Origin of the sequence: Pseudomonas syringae (genome assembly GCF_000737245.1) — a bacterium.
Taxonomy (GTDB): Bacteria; Pseudomonadota; Gammaproteobacteria; order Pseudomonadales; family Pseudomonadaceae; genus Aquipseudomonas; species Aquipseudomonas syringae_J.
On the sequence record NZ_JPQU01000017.1, the window covers coordinates 78,505 to 102,004 of the forward strand.

The 23,500-nt window shown below is 56.8% G+C and carries 20 protein-coding genes; 9 read left to right on the forward strand and 11 right to left on the reverse strand.

Annotated features, from left to right (window positions below):
- Positions 1–41 precede the first annotated feature (41 nt).
- The gene (locus tag IV01_RS21460; protein ID WP_032625961.1) at positions 42–1,355 is read right to left on the reverse strand and encodes an ABC transporter substrate-binding protein; all 1,314 of its coding nucleotides are present in this window, start codon (positions 1,353–1,355) and stop codon (positions 42–44) included.
- 239 nt (positions 1,356–1,594) lie between these two features.
- Positions 1,595–2,500, reverse strand: a complete 906-nt coding sequence (locus tag IV01_RS21455; protein ID WP_032626088.1) for an AraC family transcriptional regulator — start codon at positions 2,498–2,500, stop codon at positions 1,595–1,597.
- A gap of 185 nt (positions 2,501–2,685) precedes the next feature.
- Here IV01_RS21455 and cobF point away from each other — a divergent pair, with 185 nt between their 5' ends.
- Entirely contained in the window at positions 2,686–3,444 is a 759-nt protein-coding gene (cobF, locus tag IV01_RS21450) for a precorrin-6A synthase (deacetylating) (protein WP_032625964.1), read from the forward strand.
- Between the two features lie 120 nt (positions 3,445–3,564).
- Here the strand turns inward: cobF and IV01_RS21445 are convergent, their stop codons facing one another.
- Positions 3,565–4,866, reverse strand: coding sequence for a glycosyltransferase (locus tag IV01_RS21445; protein WP_032625966.1), 1,302 nt, complete (start codon positions 4,864–4,866; stop codon positions 3,565–3,567).
- Complete coding sequence (locus IV01_RS21440; RefSeq protein WP_032625968.1) at positions 4,859–5,212, reverse strand: response regulator; 354 nt, start codon at positions 5,210–5,212, stop codon at positions 4,859–4,861. Before IV01_RS21440 ends, IV01_RS21445 begins: the two co-directional genes overlap by 8 nt.
- Positions 5,213–5,481: 269 nt before the next feature.
- On the opposite strand from IV01_RS21440, the gene IV01_RS21435 reads away from it, so the two are divergent.
- The 5 genes from IV01_RS21435 to IV01_RS21415 all read left to right on the forward strand — a co-directional run bounded on the left by IV01_RS21435 (position 5,482) and on the right by IV01_RS21415 (position 12,143).
- Positions 5,482–8,994, forward strand: coding sequence for a response regulator (locus IV01_RS21435; RefSeq protein ID WP_032626091.1), 3,513 nt, complete (start codon positions 5,482–5,484; stop codon positions 8,992–8,994).
- Positions 8,995–9,055: 61 nt separating this feature from the next.
- Entirely contained in the window at positions 9,056–9,877 is an 822-nt protein-coding gene (locus IV01_RS21430; protein WP_032625972.1) for a CheR family methyltransferase, read from the forward strand.
- Entirely contained in the window at positions 9,874–10,491 is a 618-nt protein-coding gene (locus tag IV01_RS21425) for a chemotaxis protein CheB (protein WP_032625974.1), read from the forward strand. The genes IV01_RS21430 and IV01_RS21425 overlap by 4 nt, the downstream gene beginning before the upstream one ends.
- Complete coding sequence (locus IV01_RS21420) at positions 10,485–11,666, forward strand: hybrid sensor histidine kinase/response regulator (RefSeq protein WP_032625977.1); 1,182 nt, start codon at positions 10,485–10,487, stop codon at positions 11,664–11,666. The genes IV01_RS21425 and IV01_RS21420 overlap by 7 nt, the downstream gene beginning before the upstream one ends.
- 99 nt (positions 11,667–11,765) lie before the next feature.
- Complete coding sequence (locus tag IV01_RS21415; RefSeq protein ID WP_032625979.1) at positions 11,766–12,143, forward strand: response regulator; 378 nt, start codon at positions 11,766–11,768, stop codon at positions 12,141–12,143.
- A 188-nt stretch (positions 12,144–12,331) separates the two neighbouring features.
- Here the strand turns inward: IV01_RS21415 and IV01_RS21410 are convergent, their stop codons facing one another.
- Together IV01_RS21410 and IV01_RS21405 are read right to left on the reverse strand one after the other, a co-directional pair.
- Positions 12,332–14,362, reverse strand: a complete 2,031-nt coding sequence (locus tag IV01_RS21410; RefSeq protein WP_032625983.1) for a PAS domain-containing hybrid sensor histidine kinase/response regulator — start codon at positions 14,360–14,362, stop codon at positions 12,332–12,334.
- Complete coding sequence (locus tag IV01_RS21405; RefSeq protein WP_032625984.1) at positions 14,359–15,843, reverse strand: ATPase domain-containing protein; 1,485 nt, start codon at positions 15,841–15,843, stop codon at positions 14,359–14,361. The genes IV01_RS21410 and IV01_RS21405 overlap by 4 nt, the downstream gene beginning before the upstream one ends.
- A gap of 482 nt (positions 15,844–16,325) precedes the next feature.
- On the opposite strand from IV01_RS21405, the gene IV01_RS21400 reads away from it, so the two are divergent.
- Both IV01_RS21400 and nudC read left to right on the forward strand, forming a co-directional pair.
- Positions 16,326–17,138 (forward strand): crotonase/enoyl-CoA hydratase family protein, encoded by an 813-nt coding sequence (locus IV01_RS21400; protein WP_032625987.1) that lies wholly within the window; start codon positions 16,326–16,328, stop codon positions 17,136–17,138.
- A 13-nt stretch (positions 17,139–17,151) separates the two neighbouring features.
- Positions 17,152–17,988 (forward strand): NAD(+) diphosphatase, encoded by an 837-nt coding sequence (nudC, locus tag IV01_RS21395; protein WP_032625989.1) that lies wholly within the window; start codon positions 17,152–17,154, stop codon positions 17,986–17,988.
- On the opposite strand, the gene IV01_RS21390 is transcribed toward nudC, so the two are convergent.
- The 5 genes from IV01_RS21390 to IV01_RS21370 form a co-directional block, all read right to left on the reverse strand.
- A complete protein-coding gene (locus IV01_RS21390) occupies positions 17,956–18,735 on the reverse strand; it encodes a TSUP family transporter (RefSeq protein ID WP_032625991.1) in 780 nt (259 codons plus the stop codon). The two genes, nudC and IV01_RS21390, sit on opposite strands and share 33 nt — an antisense overlap.
- 272 nt (positions 18,736–19,007) lie before the next feature.
- Complete coding sequence (locus tag IV01_RS21385; RefSeq protein ID WP_032625993.1) at positions 19,008–19,775, reverse strand: SDR family oxidoreductase; 768 nt, start codon at positions 19,773–19,775, stop codon at positions 19,008–19,010.
- A 24-nt stretch (positions 19,776–19,799) separates the two neighbouring features.
- A complete protein-coding gene (locus IV01_RS21380) occupies positions 19,800–20,876 on the reverse strand; it encodes a phosphotransferase family protein (RefSeq protein ID WP_032625996.1) in 1,077 nt (358 codons plus the stop codon).
- Positions 20,877–21,076: 200 nt separating this feature from the next.
- Positions 21,077–21,391 (reverse strand): SCP2 sterol-binding domain-containing protein, encoded by a 315-nt coding sequence (locus IV01_RS21375; protein WP_032625997.1) that lies wholly within the window; start codon positions 21,389–21,391, stop codon positions 21,077–21,079.
- A 34-nt stretch (positions 21,392–21,425) separates the two neighbouring features.
- Entirely contained in the window at positions 21,426–22,136 is a 711-nt protein-coding gene (locus IV01_RS21370; protein ID WP_032626000.1) for a histidine phosphatase family protein, read from the reverse strand.
- Between the two features lie 196 nt (positions 22,137–22,332).
- On the opposite strand from IV01_RS21370, the gene sohB reads away from it, so the two are divergent.
- Entirely contained in the window at positions 22,333–23,355 is a 1,023-nt protein-coding gene (gene sohB, locus IV01_RS21365; RefSeq protein WP_032626002.1) for a protease SohB, read from the forward strand.
- Positions 23,356–23,500 lie beyond the last annotated feature (145 nt).

The window sequence follows — 23,500 nt, forward strand, 5'->3', positions numbered from 1 at the left end:
AGGCCGGGGGTCTAATACCCCGGCCGATAGTCAATGGCTGACTACTGCTTCTTCGGATAACCCGCTCGTTTCATATCCCGTTCAGTGGCGGTCTGCGCGTTTTTCAATGCCTGTTCAGGTGTTGCTGTGCCGACCAGTGCTGCCGAGAACTGCTGGCCTACCGAAGTACCAATCGCCTGAAATTCAGGAATGGTCACCAACTGGATGCCCACATAAGGCACAGGCTTGAGCGTCGGAGTCTTGGGCGTGACAGCCTTGAGGGATTCCAGGGTGATGTTGGCGAATGGTGCGGCCTTCTTGTACTCATCGGTATAAGTCGAAGCACGAGTCCCTGGCGGTACGTTGGACACGCCGTCTTTCTCCGCTACCAGTTTCGCGTAATCCTGAGACGTGGCCCATTCGGTGAAGGCCTTGGCGTCTTTCTGGTTTTTGGCGCTGGTCGGGATCGCCAACGCCCAGGAGTAGAGCCACGCCGAGCCTTTGTCGGTGACTTCATGTGGGGCATAGGTAAAGCCCACGCTGTCGGCCACCTTGCTCTGGGATTTATCGGTCACGAAGGAGCCTGCCACGCTGGCATCGACCCAGATGGCGCATTTGCCGCTATTGAACAGCGCGAGGTTTTCGTTGAAGCCATTACTGGAGGCCCCCGGAGGGCCGGATTTCTTCATGGTGTTGACGTAGAAGTTCAGCGCGTTTTTCCATTCTGGCTGGTCGAACTGCGGCTTCCACTGTTCGTCAAACCAGCGCCCGCCGAATGAGTTGGCAACCGTGCTGATCAGGGCCATGTTCTCGCCCCAGCCCGCCTTGCCACGCAGGCAGATCCCGTACTGTTCCTTGGATTTGTCAGTGAGCTTGTCGGCAAACTCGGCGATCTGGGTCCAGGTCGGGCGCTCAGGCATGGTCAGACCTGCAGCCTTGAACAGGTCAGTGCGGTAATAGGTGATGGAGCTTTCAGCATAGAAGGGCAGCGCGAACAGCTTGCCATCCACCGATAGACCATCGCGTACAGACGGGAATACATCGTCGAGGGCGTAGCTGGCCGGCAGGTCTTTCATCTCTTGCAGCCAGCCCTTTGCACCCCACAGCGAGGCTTCGTACATGCCGATGGTCAGCACGTCGAATTGCCCGCCCTTGGTGGCGATGTCCGTGGTCAGACGCTGGCGCAGGACGTTCTCTTCAAGGACGACCCACTTGAGCTTGATATCAGGATGTTTCTCTTCGAAGGTTTTCGACAGCCGCTGCATGCGGATCATGTCGCTGTTGTTGACCGTGGCGATGGTGACGTCGCCCGCAGAGGCGGTGGCGCAGAGCGTCAGACAGGTACTGGCGAGCAGAACTTTTGCAGTGGTCTTCATGTATCTCTCCTCTTCTGTGCCCGATGAGCGACAGAGGGTCAGTTATTGTTTTTGTTTCTTCCTGAGACGAGGAAGAGGTGTACCGATTACAGCGGGCGGCGCGGGCAATGACAAATCCTGCGGCGCACTGATACTGATACTTTTTTGCACTAATGGTCAGCGGGCAAACCTTGCCTGACCCGTCCGGGAAGGTCTGCGCCGGTGTTTCAGCGTAGTCGATGGGGGGTTGCGGAGGTGAATCAGTACAGGTTTTGTTCGGTCAGCCGCTGAACGGCCAGACGTCGATAATGAGACGGCGTCATGCCCTTGAGCTGCTGGAAGCGCCGGTTGAAGTTGGAAATGTTGTTGAAACCCGACTCGAAACAGACGTCTGTCACCGGTTTGTCGCCGTCTGCCAGCAGTTCACAGGATTTGCTGATACGCAGGCGATTGACGAACTCCACAAAGCAGCGACCGGTCGCCTGCTTGAAGACCCGGGAGAAGTACGTCGGCTTCATGCCCAGGTACTCAGCAACTTCTTCCAGGGGCAATTCTCGGGCGTAGTGGGCAAAAATGTAATCGACGGCGCGGTTGGTGCGGTCGACGCTGTGTTCATCAGCCATCTGCACCGAGTTGCTGGCAGATAGCAGTTGGTAGTCATCGCTGACTGCCAGCAGCTCCAACAGGATGAAAAAGTGCCCGAGACGACTGATCCCTTTGGAATCGGCGATTTTCTGCATCAGTTTCATGGCCTGGCGAATGGTTCGCTTGCAGCGGAACTCGATGCCGTACTGCGCGCGCTCCAGCAGGGGGGTCAGGGTTTTCAGTTCAGCGAAGACCTGATTGCCGCTTTCCAGCAGCTCATCGGTGAAATTCACTAGCATGTCGCGCTTGGGCACGACTTCACCTTCGTCGATCTGGCTGATCCAGTTGTGGGGCAGATTCGGACCGGTGAGAAACAAAGTCCCAGGGTAGAAGTTACCGATATAGTCGCCCACGAAAACCTTGCCGGAACTGGCAACAATCAGGTGCAGCTCATATTCCTTGTGGAAATGCCAGCGCACCAGTGGGCAGGGGAAGCCATGTTCGCGGTAGATGATGGACAGGCCGTTATGGTCGTCCATCAATTCATAAGAGGGGTCTGTGACCCTTGTTGTTTTTGTCATGGAGTGGCCGTCATGCAGAAATGCCAGGGTGCTAATGTGCACTATTTGCAGTGCTGATCAAACCGCTGATGCACCTCTTGCAGGAGCTGCCGAAGGCTGCGGAGTGCAGTTTTGCAGCAATATCGCTTTCGCAGCCTGCGGTAGCTCCTCCATAAACGCCAGGCTTGACATTCTGAGGTGCTTGCATGAAAACCATCCTCCTCATCGGCATCGGTTCGGGCAACCCCGAACAAATCACGATCCAGGCCATCAACGGTCTTAACCGTGCCAAGGTCTTGTTCATCCTCGACAAGGGCTATGCCGACGACAGTCTGTTGCGGCTCAGAAAGGAAATCTGCGAGCGCTATATCCGTGGTGATGACTATCGTCTTTTGCAGATCAGCGATTCGCGCCGAGAAGATGACCCGCTGTGCTATCAACAAGGTGTTGGTCGCTGGCACAAACAGCGCGCCGAACTGTTCCAGCGCCTGATCAGCGAGGAAGTGGGGCCAGATCAAACCGCCGCATTCCTGATATGGGGCGATCCGTCGTTATACGACAGCACCCTGCGAATCCTCGAGTTAGTTCTCGAGAATGCATCACAAGCATTTGATATTGAAGTGATTCCAGGAATCTCAAGCGTGCAGGCATTGGCAGCACAGCATCGCATCGCCCTGAACCGCATCGGCGAACCGATCCTGATCACAACCGGCCGCCAATTGGCGCAGGATCCAGGACAAGTCCCGGAAAATACAGTGGTCATGCTTGATGCCCACTGTACCTTCGAGCAGTTTCTACATCAGGGGCTGCATATTTATTGGGGGGCTTATCTGGGTACGCCGGACGAAATCCTGATCAGCGGGCCATTGGATGAAGTGTGTGAGCGGATCAAGCAGGTCCGGTCTCAAGCGCGACGGGAGAAGGGGTGGATGATGGATACCTATCTATTGCGTAGCTCGGAATAGGTCGACCAGGTGGATGGAGTCCTGTGGGAGCGAATTCATTCGCGAAAGCGATGTTAAGACCAATGAAATGCATTGAACGTACTGGCCTATTCGCGAATGAATTCGCTCCCACGCATGTCGCTACCTACGATTCTTCGCCTCAATCCACTGCGCCATGTACTGGGTGCTTTTATGGTGGTGGTGCCGCAGCATCGCCCCGACAAAATTGGCCGTGCGATGTGCTGGCAGGTTCTGACGCAGTTGCTCGATACGCTGGATCAGGCTCGCGCAGTGTTGCGTGTGTTGATAGCGGGCCTGCAGCAGCGCCGTCCCGGCCAGTTGAGCGTCGCGCCATAGCGCCTGATCCTGATACAGGCGCACAGCTGCGTTGGCGATGGCCTCGGCGCTGCTGGCGATCAGGCCAGGCCATGGATGCTCGCCACTCATGGCTTCGGCGCCTATCGGTGTCGTGACCGATGGCGTGCCGCACAGCATGGCATCGACGAGCTTGCCTTTAATCCCTGCACCAAAACGCAAAGGCGCCAGGCACACCCGCGCCTGTGCCATGACCTGCAAGGCATCCTCAGCCCAGTTCATCACATGAAAGCCTTGGGCCGCGTTATGCAGCGCAGTGGCTTTAGGCGGCGTGTAGGAACCGTAGATGTGCAATTGGGCTTTGGGCAGCTGTTGGCGGATCAATGGCCAGATCGCGTTCTTCATCCACAGCACTGCATCCCAGTTCGGCGCATGGCGGAAGTTGCCGATACTGAGAAAGTGCGCACGTTCTTCAAATGAGCCGGGTTCGCAAGCGGCGCCTTCAACCATCAATGGGCACCAGTGCAGCAGGCTTTCCGGCACAGCGAATTGACTGCTCAGTAGCTGCATTTCGACATCGGATGTCATCAGGTTAAGATCCGATCGGAAAAGGGCAGCGACTTCCCGCTGGGCAAGGTCGGCGGTGGCCATCTCGGTGTAAATGGTGACTTTTGATGACTCAAAAAATCCATTTAAATCATCAGGCTGAACAGATTCGTTAAGGTGTCGCTTTAACTGGCTGTGGCGAGTGTTGCGCAGGCTTTGCAGGTCCGACGTCTCCAGAATTCGCAGAGCATCCGGGCAGTGTTTCTCTACCCTCCAGCCGAATTGCTCCTCGATCATGAATTGGTCAAACAGCACAATGTCAGGCGCAAGCTCAGTGACAAATTCATCAAAACTGCTGCTATTGAGTTCAATGCTGATTTCGTCGATGCCCAGCGCGGCCAGATCAGCCTTGTGTTCACCTTCGGTCGCTGGGCTGGCGAAGGTGATCCGCCAGCCCTGTTCCAGAAAACACTTGATGATCTGCATCATGTGCCCACTGGCCGCTGACGATTTAGGCTCGGGCCACACGTAACCGATAATCAGAACCCGGGTTTGCACCAGGGCCGCGTCGAAGTTATCCAAGAATGCTTTTTACCTTGTCCCGCAGCTGATCGATTGAAAAGGGTTTGCCAATGCTGTGCATGCCGGCGGGGACGTCGATATTTTCCGCATAGCCGCTGGCAAACAGGATGGGCAGGGATGGACGCAGCTCCCGGGTCTTGGTTGCCAGTTGCGCACCGCTGATGCCCGGCAAGCCATGGTCGGTCATCATCAAGTCGATGTGGTTGCCTTCATTATCGAGCACTTTTAGCGCCGCTTCGCCGTCTTCAGCTTCCAGGACGGCATATTCCAGCTCTTCAAGAACGTCGACGATCAACATGCGAACGATAGCGTCGTCTTCGACCACAAGAATGGTGCTGGCGGACATGAATTGGTTTCCTTGTGCAAATGACTGGGTGCATGGCCGCTGTAGCGCGGCCGTGGAATAAGTAGGTAAAACGGCGCTGAAAGTTCCGGCCCGCCTCAAAATCTATCCATTTGAATCGTTCTGTCCAATATTTGTAAGGTTTTTGAGCCGGTTTACGGCTCTCTCGCCAAATAAATGTCAGAAAATTCAGCAATATGTGTCAGAAATCAGAGTCTTTTTCTGGAGTTTACGGCAATATTCACGGCTTGATGAATCACTTGGACATTTTCATGAACCGTCCGTCTACCGTCGATGAGCAACGTTTTCGTAAATTACTCGGTCGTAACGTCACTCTGCCCTTGAGTGTTGGCGTCATCACTGCGGTGTTTTTCATCGGGCTGATCAGCTATCTGCTGTCGGTCATTCAATGGGTCGAGCATACCGACCGAGTGATCAACAACACCAACCGGGCCTTGAAGCTTTCTATTGATATGGAAACCGGCATGCGCGGTTATCTGCTGGCCGGGGATGAGCATTATCTGGACCCCTACGAGCTCGCGAAACCCGCTGTTACGGCTGAACTCAAGGGCCTCGAGACGCTGGTCGCCGACAATCCGCCCCAGGTAGACCGTCTAAGGCGCGTCCAGGCATTGCAAGCTGAGTGGACCCTGTACGCAGAGGAAATGATCACCCAGCGCCGTAACAAGGGCGAATTCATAGCGCCGCTGCGCAGCGGGCGAGGTAAGCGCCTGACCGACGAAATCCGCAATCAGTTCGAGGAAATCGTTGCCGTCGAACAGCAACTGCGCCTGGCCCGCAATGCTGACGTCACTCGTACTACGATTCTGTCAGTTGCCCTTTATCTGATCTTTGTATTGGGAGTCAGTGGTTTCCTGGCGTACATCGGGCGTCGTGATTTGATAGCACTGTCAAAAACTTACGGCGATAACCTCAAACTTCAGGAAGAAAACGCAGAGCGTTTGAAGAAGGTTGCCTGGCTGCGCAACGGACAGAGTGAACTGGCTGAGCAGGTACTGGGCCAGTTGACCTTGAACACCTTGGGCCGCAACGTCCTGCAGTTTTTCGCGCAGTACCTGGGCAGCGTCGTGGCGGCGGTCTATGTCCGTCAGGAGCACGGTGGGCTCAAACGCGTGGCCTCTTATGGTTTCTCCCGCGAGCAGGAACAGCACGAGCAATCGATCTATAGCGGTGAAGGCATTATCGGCCAGGCGGCTCAGCAGGATCAGCTCATCAGGCTTGATCATGTCCCGAGTGATTACTTCAAAGTCAGCTCTGGTCTGGGCGAGGGTGAACCACGCAGTGTGTTGGTGATCCCGACCAGTAACGACGATCAGGTCAACGGTGTGATCGAGCTCGGTTTTTTACGCCCGATCAGCGACGACGATGTTGAGTTTCTTGAGTTGATCGCTGATAACGTCGGTACCTCCATCGAAGCCGCCCGTTACCGTCAGCGCTTGCAAGAGGTTCTGGCAGAAACCCAGCAGCTCAACGAAGAGCTGCAAGTGCAGCAGGAAGAACTGCGCACCGCCAACGAAGAACTGGAAGAGCAGTCGCGGATCCTCAAGGAGTCCCAGGTTCATCTGGAAACCCAGCAGGCTGAGCTTGAGCAGACCAACGAACAGTTGGCTGAACAGGGACAGGCACTGGCCGATCAGCGCGATGCCTTGGACCGCAATAACGAAGAGCTGCATATCGCCCAGGTGGAACTTGAAGCCCGAGCCGATGAGCTGCAACGCTCCAGCAAGTACAAGTCAGAATTCCTCGCCAACATGTCCCACGAGCTGCGCACGCCGCTCAACAGTTCGTTGATTCTGGCCAAATTGCTGGCCGAAAACCCCAGCGATAACCTCACGGCTGAACAGGTCAAGTTCGCCGAGTCGATTTACTCCGCTGGCAACGATTTGCTCAACCTGATCAACGACATTCTGGACATTTCCAAAGTCGAGGCCGGCAAGCTGGACATGCGTCCGGAAAATACCAGCGTCGCCCGCCTGGTAGAGGGCTTGCGCGGCATGTTCCAGCCATTGGCTGCCGACAAAAAGCTCGATTTTCACGTGGAATTGCAGGCTGGCGCGCCGACTATGCTGTTCACAGACCGACAGCGTCTTGAGCAGATTCTCAAGAACCTGCTGTCCAACGCGGTGAAGTTCACCGAATCCGGAACGGTCAGCATGACGGTTTCCCGTCAGCCGGGGGAAGGCATTGTCTTCACGGTTCGCGACTCCGGCATCGGCATCGCTCCTGAACATCACGAAAGTATTTTCGAAGCCTTCCGCCAGGCCGATGGCACCACCAATCGTCGCTACGGCGGCACTGGTCTTGGCCTGTCGATTTCCCGCGACCTGGCAGGGTTGCTGGGAGGCTCGATCAGTGTCACCAGTGAGCCAGGCCAAGGCAGTATTTTCTCGCTGGTTCTGCCTGAACAATACGTCGAGCAAGTGCAGCTGGAGTACGGCGAGCAGCCTGCACCGCTGGCGACGCTGTCCGCGCCAGCTATGCATGTGGCCCATTTTGCGCCTGCGCCCGCGGCTTTGCCGCCGGTGGCCAAACCAGTGGTGCCCACCTTCGCCGATGACCGTGAAAAGCTGCCTTCGGACAAACGCTGCATTCTGGTGATCGAGGACGAACCGGCCTTCTCCAGAATCCTCTTCGATCTGGCCCATGAGCTGGGTTATCACTGCCTGGTTGCTCACGCCGCCGATGATGGTTTCAACCTGGCGGCGCAGTTCGTGCCGGATGCGATTCTGCTGGACATGCGCCTGCCGGACCACTCGGGGCTCACGGTCCTGCAACGCCTCAAAGAACTGGCACCCACCCGGCATATCCCTGTGCACGTGATTTCTGTCGAGGATCGCCAGGAAGCGGCGATGCACATGGGCGCAGTGGGTTATGCGGTCAAGCCCACGACTCGTGAAGAACTCAAGGATGTATTCGCCAAGCTGGAAGCCAAGCTGACCCAGAAGGTCAAACGGATTCTTCTGGTCGAAGATGATGCCTTGCAGCGTGACAGCATCGCTCGTCTGATCGGCGATGACGATATCGAAATTACCGCCGTGGGATTTGCCCAGGACGCCCTCGATCTGCTGCGTGACAACGTTTACGACTGCATGATCATCGACCTCAAACTGCCGGATATGCTCGGCAATGACTTGCTCAAACGCATGTCCACCGAAGAGATTTGCGCGTTCCCGCCCGTCATCGTCTACACCGGGCGCAATCTGACCCGTGATGAAGAAACTGAACTGCTCAAATACTCACGCTCGATCATCATCAAAGGCGCCCGTTCCCCGGAGCGCCTGCTGGATGAAGTGACGCTGTTCCTGCACAAGGTGGAGTCGCAGCTGTCCAACGAGCGGCAGAAGATGCTCAAGACTGCTCGCAGTCGGGACAAAGTCTTCGAGGGTCGCCGGATTCTGGTGGTGGATGACGACGTGCGCAATATTTTTGCTTTGACCAGCGCCCTGGAGCATAAAGGCGCCGTGGTTGAAGTGGCACGCAACGGTATTGAAGCAATTGCCAAGCTGGATGAAGTCGAGGATATCGATCTGGTATTGATGGACGTGATGATGCCGGAAATGGATGGTTACGAAGCCACCATCGAGATTCGTAAAGACCCACGCTGGCGCAAATTGCCGATCATCGCGGTGACGGCCAAGGCGATGAAGGACGATCAGGAGCGTTGCCTGCAGGCAGGTACCAATGATTACCTGGCTAAACCTATTGACCTGGATCGGCTGTTTTCGCTGATACGGGTGTGGTTACCGAAAATGGAACGTATTTGAGCCAGGGCGGCCCAAACAATGCCGCACCTCCGGTGCGCTCGACTCATCTATCAGGTCCACCATGTCTTTAGATCACAACGCGGATATCGAATTGCGGCTGTTGATAGACGCGATTTATCTCAAATACAGCTACGATTTCCGCGATTATTCCGGCGCTTCAGTCAAGCGTCGGGTCAATCATGCGTTGCGCCAGTTCGATTGCAGCACCATCTCCGCGTTGCAGGAGAGGGTGCTCCACGACCCGGCGGTCTTTATGCAGTTGTTGCAATACCTCACTATTCCGGTGAGTGAGATGTTCCGCGACCCTTCGCACTTTCTGGCAATTCGTCGGGAGGTCGTGCCGCTGCTTAAAACTTATCCTTCGATCAAGATCTGGATCGCGGGCTGCAGCACAGGGGAAGAGGTCTATTCCATGGCGATCCTGCTGCGTGAGGAGGGCCTGCTTGAGCGCACGATTATCTACGCCACGGACATCAATCCCAGTTCGCTTGAAAAAGCCAAGCAGGGTATTTTTTCCATGGAGAGCGTGCGGGCGTACACCCAGAACTACCAGAAGGCGGGCGGCCAGCGGGCCTTCAGCGACTACTACACCGCAGCTTATGACCACGCTATTTTCGACAAAAGCCTGCGTGAGAACGTGACCTTTGCCGATCACAGCCTGGCGACTGACAGCGTGTTTTCGGAAACCCAGTTGATCTCCTGCCGCAATGTGCTGATTTACTTCAACAAGAAACTCCAGGATCGCGCATTTGGCCTGTTCCATGATTCCTTGAGTCATCGCGGCTTTCTGGTCCTGGGCAGCAAGGAAACCCTCGATTTTTCTGCCTATTCGAACAAGTTCGAATCTTTCGTCAAGCCAGAACGGATCTATCGCAAGTCATGAAGACAAGCTTTGACGTTACTCGATTGGATGAGCACGCGCTGCCGGTGGTGGATGCCATCGTGGTAGGCGCATCCGCCGGCGGCGTTGAGGCATTGCTGAAGGTTTTCGCTGCGATCAAGGTCGGGTTTCGCTTGCCTATCATCACTGTGCTGCATATCCCTGATGAGCGCCGCAGCCAATTGGCCAGTGTTTTCCAGGCGCGTTTGCAGATCCCGGTCAAGGAAGCCGATGACAAGGAGGACATCGTGCCCGGCACGTTGTATTTTGCCGGGCCGGGGTATCACTTGTCAGTTGAGCGCGACTTCAGTTTGTCCCTGAGTCAGGAAGACCGGGTTTTCCATTCCCGGCCCAGTATTGACATCCTTTTTGAGTCGGCAGCCGATGCCTACCGCGAACGCCTGGTCGGCGTTTTGCTGACCGGGGCAAACAACGATGGTGCTTTTGGTTTGTCGCTCATCAAGCGCGCCGGCGGTATGACGGTTGTGCAGGACCCTGCGCAGGCACAGGCCCGGACCATGCCCGAGGCCGCGCTGGCCTTGCATGAGCCCGATTACTTGCTGCCTTTAAATGACATAGGCCAGTTACTGGTCGAGCTGGAACGAATCGCATGTTGAGTCACACTCAAGCCAAGCTGCTGATTGTCGATGACCTGCCGGAGAATCTTCTGGCACTCGAAGCGCTGATCAAGCGCGAGGACCGCGAGGTCTACAAGGCCCTGTCGGCCGATGAAGCCTTGTCCCTGCTGCTGCAGCATGAATTTGCCATGGCGATTCTGGACGTGCAGATGCCGGGGATGAACGGCTTCGAGCTGGCCGAACTGATGCGCAGTACCGATCGCACCAAAAGCATCCCCATCGTGTTCGTCAGCGCAGCAGGTCGCGAGCTGAACTACGCCTTCAAGGGCTACGAGAGCGGGGCGGTAGACTTTCTGCACAAGCCGTTGGATATCCATGCGGTGAAGAGCAAGGTCAATGTCTTCGTCGATCTTTATCGCCAGCGAAAGGCGATGAAGTTGCAAGTCGAGGCGCTTGAACAGAGCCGGCGCGAGCAAGAGCTGCTGCTCAGCAAGTTGCAGCAGACCCAGAACGAACTTGAACACGCGGTGCGTATGCGCGATGACTTCATGTCGATCGTGTCCCACGAGGTCCGCACACCTCTCAATGGACTGATCCTCGAGACCCAGCTGCGCAAGCTGCATCTGGCCAAGGGCAATAGCGCCGCGTTCTCGATGGACAAAATGCAAGCCATGGTCGAGCGCGATGAGCGGCAAATCCAGAGCCTGATTCGCTTGATCGAGGATATGCTCGACGTGTCCCGCATCCGCACTGGCAAACTGTCCATCCGTACCAGTGCGTTTGATCTGGCCGAGCTGGTTGGCAATTTGCTGGAAAGCTTTTCCGCACAGATTGCGGCTGCCGAATCCAGCGTGACCTACACCGCAGAAGAGCCGGTTATCGGCGTATGGGATGAGTTCCGCATTGAACAGGTGATCGCCAACCTGCTGACCAACGCGCTGCGCTACGGCGCCCGTAAGCCGATCGAAGTGCGCGTCTATGCGGTTGCCGGTCAGGCGCGGGTAGAAGTACGGGATCAGGGCATCGGGATCAGCCCGGAAAATCAACGACGCATTTTCCAGCAGTTCGAGCGCGTGGCCGCCAATCATGCGATCCACGGCCTGGGGTTGGGCCTGTTCATTTCCGAGCAGATCGTCGCGGCCCATGGTGGGGAAATCGTTGTCGAGAGCGAAGAGGGCAACGGTTCAATGTTCAGGGTTTGCCTGCCGGTCTGAGGACCGGCGGCAGCAAACGAAGATTTATCTGACATTCACGCAACCTACGGCACCCGCCAGGGTCGTAATGGCAGCTAATTAAAGACCAAAGGCAGTCCCATGAGTTCTGATGCAGAAAATGTCGTCCTCATCGTCGAAGACGAACCGCTGATCCTGATGCTGCTCGCCGATTATCTATCGGGCGAGGGTTATCGGGTCTTGCAGGCGGAAAACGGCGAGCAGGCGTTCGAGATTCTTGCCACCAAACCGCACTTGGACTTGATGATTACTGACTATCGCCTGCCTGGCGGCATCTCCGGGGTGATGATTGCCGAGCCCGCAGTGATGCTGAGGCCTGAGCTGAAAGTCATTTTCATCAGCGGCTACCCGGCCGAGATCCTCGACTCCGGGAGCCCGATTGCCCGCAAGGCACCGATCCTGGCCAAGCCGTTCACCATGGAAACCCTGCATTCGCAGATTGAGCGTTTGCTGGCTTGAGTTGCGCGGGCCACACGGATCGGTCGGAGCGCGCTTGCCCGCGATAGCTTCGGCTCAGTCGAAATCAGCGTCTGGTCTAACGCCATCGCGGGGAAGCGCGCTCCTACAGCACTATGAAGTGCCATGTGGGAGCGGAGCTTGCCCGCGATAAGGGCGAATCGATCTTCGATGGTCACCCGGGCCGCAGCCTACACTTCGATCATCTCCCGCACCTTGGCCGTCAGGTGATCAAAGGCAAAGGGCTTGGTGATCATCTGCATCCCCTCATCAAGGAAGCCCGCCCTGACCGCGGCGTGCTCCGCATAACCCGTGATGAACAGAACCTTGAGACCCGGGCGGAACTGGCGGGCGATCTCGGCCAGCTGGCGGCCATTCATGCCCGGCAGGCCGACATCACTGATCAGCAGATCAACCCGCTGGCCTGACTCCAGGATGGGCACCGCTTCAGTCCCGTCCGCCGCCACAACGAACCTATAGCCCAGCTCATTGAGCACCTCGCTGACCAGTGCGCGTACCGCGGGGTCATCTTCGACAATCAGCACTGTTTCTCCATCTTTAGCGAGAGTCTGGTTGCTGATGTAGCGTTGCTCATCCTGGACTTGCAGACCTTTGAAGCGCGGCAGATACAGCTCGACCGTGGTGCCTTTACCCACTTCGCTGCTGATCGACACATGCCCGTGCGACTGTTTGCTGAAACCGTAAATCATCGACAAACCCAGACCGGTACCCTGACCGATGGGCTTGGTGGTGAAAAATGGATCGAACGCCCTGTTGATGACGCTTTGTGGCATTCCGCAACCGGTGTCGCTAACGCTCAGCACCACATAGTCACCGGGCAGCAGGTTTTCATGGGCATTGGTGAAGGAGGCGTCCAGGCTTCGGTTGGAGGACGCCACAATCAGCAAGCCGCCTTCCGGCATCGCATCTCGGGCGTTGAGCACAAGGTTGAGCAGAGCGCTTTCCAGCTGATTCGGGTCGGCTTCGGCGGTCCAGAGATCGTCGCTCAGATGCATTTCCAGACGGATGCTCTCGTTGATACTGCGATGCAGCAGTTCGCCCATGGAATGCACTAGCTGATTCAGCTCTACGGGCTTCGAATCCAGAGACTGGCGCCGAGAGAATGCCAGCAGGCGATGGGTGAGGGCCGCTGCACGGTTGGCAGACGTTACGCCCAGTTCGATCAACCCGTCCAGGTCATCAGTGCGACCTCGTGCCAGGCGTCTGCGCAGCAGCTCCAGGCTGCCGATGATGCCGGTGAGCATATTGTTGAAGTCGTGGGCGATCCCCCCTGTGAGTTGGCCCACCGCTTCCATTTTTTGCGACTGACGCAGCACTTCCTCGTTGTGACGCAGCTGCGAGGTGCGTTCTTCAACTTGCTGCTCCAGGGTTTCGTTGAGCCGTCGCAACTGACCTTCGGCCTGTTTACGCTCAGTGATGTCCGAGGTCACACCGACCAGCGAGCTGACTCGGCCGTTCTTGGCCCGGATGGCGCGAGCGCGCACATCCACCCAATTGAGCGAGCCATCCGGCCAGAGGTTGCGGTACTCGATGATGAAGTCTTCGCCGCTGTCCAGGCTGCGCTGCAGTGCCGACTGCATGCGCGGCTGATCAGCGGCGTACACCGTGTCCAGCCAGTCTTCATAAGCGAAGGGCGCATCAGCGCTGCGCCCGTAATGAGATTTGGTAATGTCGGAACAACTCAGCGTGAGAAACTCTGCCTCCAGTTGCCAGGAACCCAGACGCCCGGCTTTGAGGGCGTTCTGCAAGCGTTGCTCGGCTTCCAGCATATCCGCCATGCGGGCCCGCGCCTCGTATTGCCTTCGTCGACCACGAATCGCAGTGGTGACCAGACTGACCAAGGTAGCGGGGTGAAACGGCCTTTCCAGAAAAGTCACGTTGCCCAGCATGCTGCCAAGAAACGCCGAGGGGTTCTGTTCCGGCCCGTCATGGCGGGTCAGCAGCACAATGGGGATGTCTGACCAGGGTGGTTGGCGTTCAAGGGTCTGGACCAGCGAACTGATATCGCCGCCTCGTAACGCCTCGTCAGCTATGATCGCCATCCCTGCGCCGAGGCTCAGTTCTTCATTGAGTTCAAGCAGATTGTGCGCCACCAACGCCGGGAATCCGGCTTCCTGCAAAATCATCAGTGCGATCTGGCTGTCGCGACCTTTGGGGGCGAGAATGATTGCCCGTTCCGATAACAGCCCTGGAATGCTCACGCGTCTTCATCTCGCATCAGCGGATTGTTTTCGCCGAAGTAATGTGGAACGCCCCGCAGAACACCTTGGAATGCGTCCAGTGGTGCACCGATTCTCAAACCCTGACTGCTGATCCGATATTCACGAATGGTTGACTCGTGGGTACCGGTGCGTTTCTTGATGATCGACACTGCGCGGCGAACCTGACCCATGGCTTCGAAGTAGCGCAACAGGATCACGGTGTCAGCCAGATACGTAATATCAACGGGCGTACGCATGTCACCCACCAGCCCGTGCTGGGCGACGGTCATGAATGTCGATGCCCCCTGGCGGTTGAGGTATAGCAACAACTCATGCATGTGCAGCACCAGGGCATTTTCTTCGGGCATCGCTGCCTGATAGCCGTTGAGGCTGTCGATAACCACGGTCTTGATATGTTGCTTATCTACGCAGTTGCGTACTCGGTGGGAAAACTCGCCCGGGGACAGCTCGGCCGCGTCCACCTGTTCAATGACCAGATTGCCAGTTTCCTGAAGCGCGCGCAGGTCGATGCCCATTTTCAGCATCCGATCGAACAGCAAGCCCATTTCTTCATCGAAGATAAACAGGCCCACTCGCTCTCCGCGTGCCACGGCCGCTGCGGCGAACACCAGAGAGATCAGCGATTTCCCCGTGCCGGCAGGTCCCAGAATTAATGTGCTGGAGCCGCCGTCGATGCCGCCACCGAGCAGGGCATCAAGCTCCGCAATACCGCTGGGAATGGCTTGCCGCTGGTAAGTGTTGCGATGTTCGGCCGCCACTAACCGTGGGAACACGTGGATCCCGTCGGCCATGATGGTGAAATCGTGGAAGCCGCCGCGGTATTTCTGCCCGCGATACTTCACAACCCGCAAGCGACGTCGTTCGGCACCGTAGTTAGGTGTGAGTTCTTCCAGACGAATCACCCCGTGGGCCACGCTGTGTACAGTTTTGTCCAAGGCTTCGGTCGTCAGGTCGTCCAGCAACAAGACGGTAGCGTCGTAGCGCGCAAAGTAATGTTTGATCGCCAGAATCTGCCGACGATAGCGCAGGGAGCTTTGCGCCAGGAGGCGGATCTCTGAAAGGCTGTCGATGACCACGCGGCTGGGTTTGACGCGCTCTACCACTTCAAAGATCTGTCGGGTCGCTTCGCCCAATTCAAGGTCAGAGGAATACAGAAGACTTTGATGATGTTCAGCGTTGAGTAGGCTTTCCGGAGGAGTCAGCTCGAAGATCGAGATGTTCTCGCCCAACTCCCAACCATGAGAAGTCGCGCCTTCGCGCAGTTCTCTATCGGTCTCGGAGAGCGTGATGTACAAACAACGCTCGCCTGCTAGTGCACCTGCTTGCAGAAAATGCAGGGCTACGGTGGTTTTACCTGTGCCGGGTTCGCCTTCGAGTAAAAACACATGTCGACGAGACAAGCCGCCCGCCAGAATGTCATCCAGGCCGGAAATACCGGTTTCTGCTTTTGATGTAGTCAAGAATCGCCCTCTTGCGACCTTAGGAGGTGTGGCATAGCCATTGATCTGGCCGCTGTGCTGGTTAATGCCGTTAGCACAACTCATGTTACGTTTACCCAATACTTGACCGCTGGGCGCGACGAGCGTTCCAGTTATTATTGATAGCACCCTGATAGCGCAGGTATTACAAGGGCATGATGCCCTCTGGGAGCGGTGTCAATATTGGCTCGACGACGTGGGACCGGCTTTAGCCGGGAAGAGGCCGGTACATCCACCCGTTCTTTATCGTCCGAAATGCCGCCTTCCCGGCTAAAGCCGGTCCCACGTCGTCCCATCCGCCTGCGTGCAAACATAGAATTCCCATAGGACCTGGGTTAATCAGGAACACCACGCCGGTCCGGCATCTGTCACAACCGCTGCCTTACGATCAGCGCCACAGGCTTGTTATAGTTCCCCGGCTAGAATTCGCTGGCTAACAGAACAACAAAATCAGTGAGGTCTCCGTGTCTGACTACCAATCGTTTGTCGTCGAAGTCAACGATCACATTGCTCACGTGCAAATCAATCGACCGCAAAAGCTCAATGCTATGGATGCGGCATTCTGGTCTGAAATCATTGAGATTTTCCAGTGGGTCGACGACACCGACGAAGTTCGCGTGGTAGTCCTGAGTGGCGCCGGTGCACACTTTTCTTCGGGCATCGACCTGGGGCTTCTGGCCTCTGTCGGTAATCAATTGGGCAAGGATGTGGGCCGCAATGCGCGAACGCTGCGACGGACCATTGAGCGCCTGCAAGCCTCTTTCACTGCCGTGGACAATTGCCGCAAACCGGTGCTGGCAGCCATTCAGGGTTACTGCCTGGGTGGGGCGATAGATCTGATTTCCGCCTGTGACATGCGTTACTGCGCCGAGGATGCGAAATTCGCCATTCGAGAAATCGACATGGGCATGGCCGCCGACGTCGGCACGCTGCAGCGTCTGCCACGGATCATCAACGACGGCATCATGCGCGAGCTGGCGTACACCGGCCGCACGGTCGAGGCTCAGGAAGCGCAGAGCATCGGCCTGGTCAACCGAACCTTTACCGATGCAACCGCTCTGCTCGAAGGTGTATTTGCGATTGCCGCCCAGATCGCGGAGAAATCCCCGATTGCGATTACCGGCACCAAGGAAATGATTACCTACATGCGCGACCATCGCATTGATGATGGCCTGGAACACGTTGCCATCTGGAACGCTGCCATGCTGCAATCAGCCGACTTGAAGTTGGCTATGGTTGCGCAGATGAGCAAACAGAAGCCTGTATTCGACAATTAATCAGGAGTTTTTCATGTCAGGCGTGCGACGCTGGACCACTGCTGTATTGGATATCCAGGTGCCCGGCGGTTGGGCCATCGTTCACAGCGGGCTTGGCTTTATGCTGGATGGCAATGGCGTGCTGTTCCCTCGGGAATGGCTGCGACGCCTGGACCTCCCGGTCGTTGGCGAACACGGTATTGGTCACCTGGATGGCGAGCCGGTGTTTCTGCTGTTGATCAAAGACGCGTTGGCGGTGGAGGGCTGTAGCTGGCAAGGGCTGCGTCAATTCATGCTGGAAGGGGATTTCCACATCTTTCAGATGCTCGGTTATGCCGCGCAGATCAGCACCTGGGCACGGGAACATCGGTTCTGCGGCAGTTGTGGTGCGGCCACGGTACAAGTACCGGGTGAACGTGCCATGTATTGCGAGCACGATAATCTGCGCTTCTATCCACGCATTTCGCCCAGCATGATCGTGTTGATCACCCGCGGTGACGAGATCCTCCTGGCGCGTTCGCCGCGCTTCGTCACGGGTGTCTACAGTACGCTGGCGGGTTTCGTCGAGCCGGGGGAGTCTGCTGAAGATTGCGTGCGACGTGAAGTCATGGAAGAGGTGCAGGTCAAGGTCAGACACATCAAGTACATGGGCAGTCAGTGCTGGCCGTTCCCGCATTCGATGATGCTGGGCTTTCACGCTGAGTACGAGAGCGGTGAGATCGTGCCTCAGGCCGACGAGATCGAAGATGCGCGCTGGTTCCGGATTGACGATTTACCGCCTTTGCCCGCCAACCGGTCCATTGCGCGTTATCTGATCGAGTCGTACCTGGCTCAGCGCTCAGGCGCCCCCGAACCAGTGTTGCCAGGCTAGGCGGACGGTCAGGCACAGGACCACGGTGATGAACACCGGGCGGATGAACCGCGCACCACCTTTGATGGCGCTCCGGGCGCCAATAGCGGCGCCACACATCACCGCCACGCCCATGCTCAGACCAATGAGCCAGTCTACCTGGCCGGAAAAGATAAACACTGACAATGCCGTTGCGTTGCTGACAAAGTTCATGCTGCGCGCCACACCACTGGCTTTCACCAGATCCAGTGGGTAAAGCAACAGGCTGCTTACCGTCCAGAATGCGCCAGTGCCGGGGCCTGCCACGCCGTCGTAGAAACCCAGCCCCAACCCTTGGGGCAGTTGCCATTTTTTCCTGATCGGCAAGTGAGTATCCACAGGCGCCTTGGGTGTGCCGCCAAACAACAGGTACAAGCCACAGCCAAAGACAATCACCGGCAACATCTGGTTGATCCAGGCGGCGGGCAGGTAATGGGCAATGACAGCACCGATCAATGCCCCGACTGCGGTGCCGATCAGGGCGCGGGTCCATTGCTTCGGGTCGAAGAGCTTGCGGCGGTAGAAGGTGTAACTCGCGATAGCCGAGCCGAAGGTGGAACTGAGTTTGTTGGTGCCCAGCACCAGATGGGGCGGTAGCCCCGCGGTCATCAGGGCGGGAGTAGTGAGCAAACCACCGCCACCGGCAATGGAATCAATAAAACCAGCGACAAAGGCCACAACAGCCAGCACCACAAGGGTGCTCAGATCGACACTCAGTTCAAAGGGCATGGGAAAGACTTTTCGGCAGTTGGGCAGAAGGGCTGCGCCAGAAGGGGGGCATATTACCGATAAGTTTTTGGTGTGTCGTGCTCAGCCGCTTGTGATTTTGTCGGAGTATGCCTATGGCCTGGACGCCGCGCTGTCGGGCCGCAAACCCAGGATTCTGTAGGAGCGCGCTTGCCCGCGATGCAGTGTGTCAGCAAAAAATGTGTCGCCTGACCTGATGCAATCGCGGGCAAGCGCGCTCCTACAGATAACCGTGTTTGCAGGCGCAGATCACATCACGACAGAAAACCACCATCGACATTCAATGCAACGCCAGTGGTATAGCTGGATGCCTCGCTTGCCAGGTAGAGCACCGCGCCGGCCATTTCACTGGGTGCTGCGACGCGCTTGAGGGGGATTTGCTGCAAGGCCATGTTCAGAATCGCATCGTTCTTGACCAGCGCCGAGGCGAATTTGGTGTCGGTCAGGCCAGGCAGCAGCGCGTTGCAGCGGATCCCGAACGGTGCGCATTCCTTGGCGAACACCTTGGTCATATTGATGACTGCGGCCTTGGTCACGGAGTAGATGCCCTGAAACGCGCCTGGCGACACGCCATTGATGGACGCTACGTTGATGATGCTGCCGCCGCCGCCCTCACGCATCAGTTTGCCGGCCTCCACCGACATGAAAAAATAACCCCGAATGTTCACATCCACAGTCTTCTGAAACGCCCCGAGATCGGTATCCAGTACATTGCAGAACTGCGGATTGGTGGCCGCGTTATTGACCAGAATATCCAGACGCCCGAACTGCTCGCGAATCTGCGCGAAAACCGCGTTGATCTGATCCATTTCACCGATGTGGCAGGCTATCGCAGTCGCCGTACCACCCTCGGCAGTGATTGCATCCGCAACTTGCTGACAGCCATCGATCCTGCGACTGCTGACAATCACGTGGGCACCTTGTTGAGCCAGCAGGCGGGCGATGGCCTCACCAATGCCCCGGCTGGCACCGGAAACGAAGGCAATCTTGCCGTCGAGGTCGAACAACTGGGTTCTGGACATATTGTTTTCCTTATGAAGTCGCAGTCAAAGCGTGGATTTGGCGATCACTTGCAGGCTCATGTGCTCCAGCAGTTTGTTCATGTGGATGAACTGTGCAAAGCGCTTGTCCTGAGTCTGACCATGGAAGAAGCGGTAATAGATCTGCTGTACGATGCCCGCCAGTCGAAACAGGCCATAGGTGTAATAGAAGTCGAAGTTGTCGATGGCGATGCCTGAGCGCTCGGCGTAATACTCGACAAACTGGCGGCGACTGAGCATGCCCGGTGCATGACTGGGTTGACGCCGCATCAGCTGCACCGGAGCGGGATCCGCCGCTTCAATCCAGTACGCCAGCGTGTTGCCCAAGTCCATCAGCGGGTCGCCAATAGTGGTCATCTCCCAATCCAGCACGCCGATGATCTGCATGGCATTGTTCGGATCAAGCAGCACGTTGTCGAAGCGGTAGTCGTTGTGGACCAGTGCAGGAACAGAGTGATCGGCCGGCATTTTGTCCAGCAGCCAGGCTTTGACGGTTGCCCATTCCGGGGCGTCGGGGGTGCGAGCCTTGTCGTAACGCTCGCCCCAGCCGCGAACCTGCCGCTCAACGTAGCCTTGGGGTTTGCCCAGATCACCCAGGCCGCAAGCCTGGTAATCGACCTGATGCAGCTCCACCAAGCGGTCGATGAAGCTTTTGCACAGGGTTTCGGTTTGAGCCGCGTTCAGATTCAGTTCGGGCGGCAGGTCCGAGCGCAGGATGATGCCCTTGATCCGCTCCATGACATAAAACTCGGAGCCGATCACCGTCTCGTCGGTGCAATGCAAGAACGCCTTTGGACAGTACGGGAAGGCGTCCTTGAGCTGATTGATGATTCGGAATTCACGGCCCATGTCGTGGGCCGACCTGGCTTTCTGGCCGAACGGCGGTCGACGCAGGACAAACTCCTGATCCGGGTATTGCACCAGATAGGTCAGGTTTGATGCACCACCGGGGAATTGGCTGATCAGTGGCAGCGCTGCAACCCCGTTCAGGCTGGTAATGCTCGCCTTGAGGTAGGGATCGATGAGCGCGGCGTCAAGTTCTTCCCCCGCGCGGGTCTGTGTGGATTGGTCAGTAAGCGGCATGCTTATCCCTTCTACTTATTATGGTGCGGGTTGATCATTGACTAATCGAATGTAGCTAACAAGTTGCAGGCTGTCTTATAGATTGCCGTGTTGCAGGTCGATCATCGGCCTTGATTGATGCTCGGCTCAAGCGCAAGGTCAACTTCAAAGCAAAAAAAACCGAAGCGCGCAGGCTTCGGTTTTCAGAACGTGCCGCCCGATCAGGCCGGGAACAGCTCGCTGAGCTTCATGGCCAGCATCATGTCGCCTTCAGCGCGCAGCTTGCCGCCCATGAAAGCCTGCATGCCGTCGGTTTCGCCGCTGACGATACCTTGCAGGGTTTCCCCGTCCATCACCAGAGTGACTTGGGCGTCAGGGTTTTCGCCTTCCTGCAGCTCGCAGGTACTGTCTTTCACGATCAGCGAGAAGTGCTTGTCTTCATCGATACGGAAGCCGAAAACCAGGTCAAGACCGGCAGCAGCTGCGGGGTTGAACTTGGCTTTCATGGCTTGAACTGCGTCGGCTACGGAGGTCATGTTTCGATCCTTTTCGTTGTTCTGTGGTCAGTGCTCACCGGTAAGTGATGAGCTCGGGGCTGTTCATCAGTTGTAAGTGGGCGTGGTTATTGAAGCTCGCCAGAGTTACGTCGCTGCCACGAAACCGCAGGTGGTTGAGTGACGTGTTGACGATTTGCCAGTTCAGCGCGAAGGCCTGCTGAGCCGGCATTTGGGTAATCAGGTGGAGCAGGGCGGTAATGGTGCCGCCGGATGTAAATACCGCAATGCGTTCGCCGGTGTTGGCGCGCTCAAGCAGGCGCAGCAGCGCGGCCTCGACCTGAGTGACAAACCCGAGCCAGCTCTGCAGGCCCGCCGGGTCATGACGTCCGTCCAGCCAGCGCCCGATGATCAACGCAAACAGACGCTGGAATTCTGCCCGGTTCTGGGCTGCGTTGCGCATCACGTGCAGTGCGTCGGGTTCATCCGGGAGCATTGCAGGTAGTAGTCCGCGAATGACTGCTTCGGCGTCGAATTCGTCAAAACCTGCATCGATTTCGACTTCAGGGACTGGCAAACCGGCGCTCACCAGTTGCGCGAGGGTGGCTTGGGCAGTGTGCTGCTGGCGGCGCAGCCCACCGGCGATGCATCGATCAAAGCGCAGACCCAGACGTGAGAGGTGCTCGCCCAGCACTTGTGACTGGCGAACGCCGGTGAGCGACAGCACATCGTAATTGTCGGCACCAAACGAAGCCTGGCCATGTCGTATCAGATAGATGCTGCCCACGTCCGCGTCATCCCGGTACGTTGATGTTTTTCGCGAGGTTATGGGGATGCCGATGACGTGTCAATGAAAAAACATACGCTTGTTTGAATTCCGGTTTTGGAATTGATTGGCGACTGGTCGTCAACAGGCCGCGCCGGTATGCTTGCGCTATTCGCGACCCTTGCACGGTAAGGGCGCTATCAAGTGAGGATTTGCTGTGGAGTTTTTAGCCGATTACGCCAGTTTCCTGGCCAAAACGGTCACGCTGGTGGTAGCCATTGTTGTGGTTCTGGTGGCGATTGCGTCGTTGCGCGGAAAAGGTCGACGTCGTGCAGCCGGGCAGCTGCAAGTCACCAAACTCAATGATTTCTACAAAGGCTTGCGCGAACGTCTTGAACAGTCCTTGCTCGACAAGGATCGTTTGAAAGCATTGCGCAAGGAGCAGGCCAAAAGCCTGAAGAAAGACAAAAAGCTCGCTGAGCCCAAGCCGCGTGTCTACGTGCTGGATTTCGATGGTGATATCAAAGCTTCTGCGACAGAAAGCCTGCGCCACGAAATCACCGCGTTGCTGACCCTGGCAACCGACAAGGATGAGGTTGTGCTGCGCCTGGAAAGTGGCGGCGGAATGGTCCACAGCTATGGCTTGGCATCCTCTCAATTGGCACGAATTCGTCAGGCGGGGATCCCTCTGACCATTTGTATCGACAAGGTGGCCGCCAGTGGCGGTTATATGATGGCCTGCATCGGTGACAAGATCATCAGCGCCCCCTTTGCCATCGTGGGTTCGATTGGCGTGGTGGCGCAGTTGCCCAACGTCAACCGCCTGCTGAAAAAGCATGACATCGACTTTGAAGTGCTGACTGCCGGTGAATACAAGCGCACTCTGACCGTATTTGGCGAAAACACCGAGAAGGGCCGTGAGAAGTTCCAGCAGGATCTGGACATTACTCACGACCTGTTCAAGAACTTCGTTGCCAACTACCGTCCGCAGCTGGCGATTGACGAGGTGGCTACAGGGGAAATCTGGTTGGGTGTCGCGGCTCTGGACAAGCAACTGGTGGATGAACTCAAAACCAGTGATGAATACATCGGCGAGCGGGCCAAAACCGCCGAAGTGTTTCACCTGCATTACGTGCAGCGCAAAAGCCTGCAAGAGCGTATGGGCATGGCAGCCACTGGCTCGGTGGATCGCCTCCTAGTCAACTGGTGGAGTCGCCTGACTCAACAACGCTTCTGGTAAAACGCTCCGACCCAAGCGCTGCCTGCAATCCCGGGTAGCGCTTTTTTGTGCCCGGGATTTGCCTCAGGCGCGGTAGCTATGCAACACACTCAAGGTGGCGATATAGATAAGACTGGCGGTCACTCTGCAATAAGGAAATTGCCTC

Bases quoted from the DNA above. Each gene is read 5' to 3' on its own strand.
- IV01_RS21460 (WP_032625961.1), bottom strand. From the start codon at position 1,355: ATGAAGACCACTGCAAAAGTTCTGCTCGCCAGTACCTGTCTGACGCTC.
- IV01_RS21455 (WP_032626088.1), bottom strand. From the start codon at position 2,500: ATGACAAAAACAACAAGGGTCACAGACCCCTCTTATGAATTGATGGAC.
- cobF (WP_032625964.1), top strand. From the start codon at position 2,686: ATGAAAACCATCCTCCTCATCGGCATCGGTTCGGGCAACCCCGAACAA.
- IV01_RS21440 (WP_032625968.1), bottom strand. From the start codon at position 5,212: ATGTCCGCCAGCACCATTCTTGTGGTCGAAGACGACGCTATCGTTCGC.
- IV01_RS21435 (WP_032626091.1), top strand. From the start codon at position 5,482: ATGAACCGTCCGTCTACCGTCGATGAGCAACGTTTTCGTAAATTACTC.
- IV01_RS21430 (WP_032625972.1), top strand. From the start codon at position 9,056: ATGTCTTTAGATCACAACGCGGATATCGAATTGCGGCTGTTGATAGAC.
- IV01_RS21425 (WP_032625974.1), top strand. From the start codon at position 9,874: ATGAAGACAAGCTTTGACGTTACTCGATTGGATGAGCACGCGCTGCCG.
- IV01_RS21420 (WP_032625977.1), top strand. From the start codon at position 10,485: ATGTTGAGTCACACTCAAGCCAAGCTGCTGATTGTCGATGACCTGCCG.
- IV01_RS21415 (WP_032625979.1), top strand. From the start codon at position 11,766: ATGAGTTCTGATGCAGAAAATGTCGTCCTCATCGTCGAAGACGAACCG.
- nudC (WP_032625989.1), top strand. From the start codon at position 17,152: ATGTCAGGCGTGCGACGCTGGACCACTGCTGTATTGGATATCCAGGTG.
- IV01_RS21390 (WP_032625991.1), bottom strand. From the start codon at position 18,735: ATGCCCTTTGAACTGAGTGTCGATCTGAGCACCCTTGTGGTGCTGGCT.
- IV01_RS21385 (WP_032625993.1), bottom strand. From the start codon at position 19,775: ATGTCCAGAACCCAGTTGTTCGACCTCGACGGCAAGATTGCCTTCGTT.
- IV01_RS21380 (WP_032625996.1), bottom strand. From the start codon at position 20,876: ATGCCGCTTACTGACCAATCCACACAGACCCGCGCGGGGGAAGAACTT.
- IV01_RS21375 (WP_032625997.1), bottom strand. From the start codon at position 21,391: ATGACCTCCGTAGCCGACGCAGTTCAAGCCATGAAAGCCAAGTTCAAC.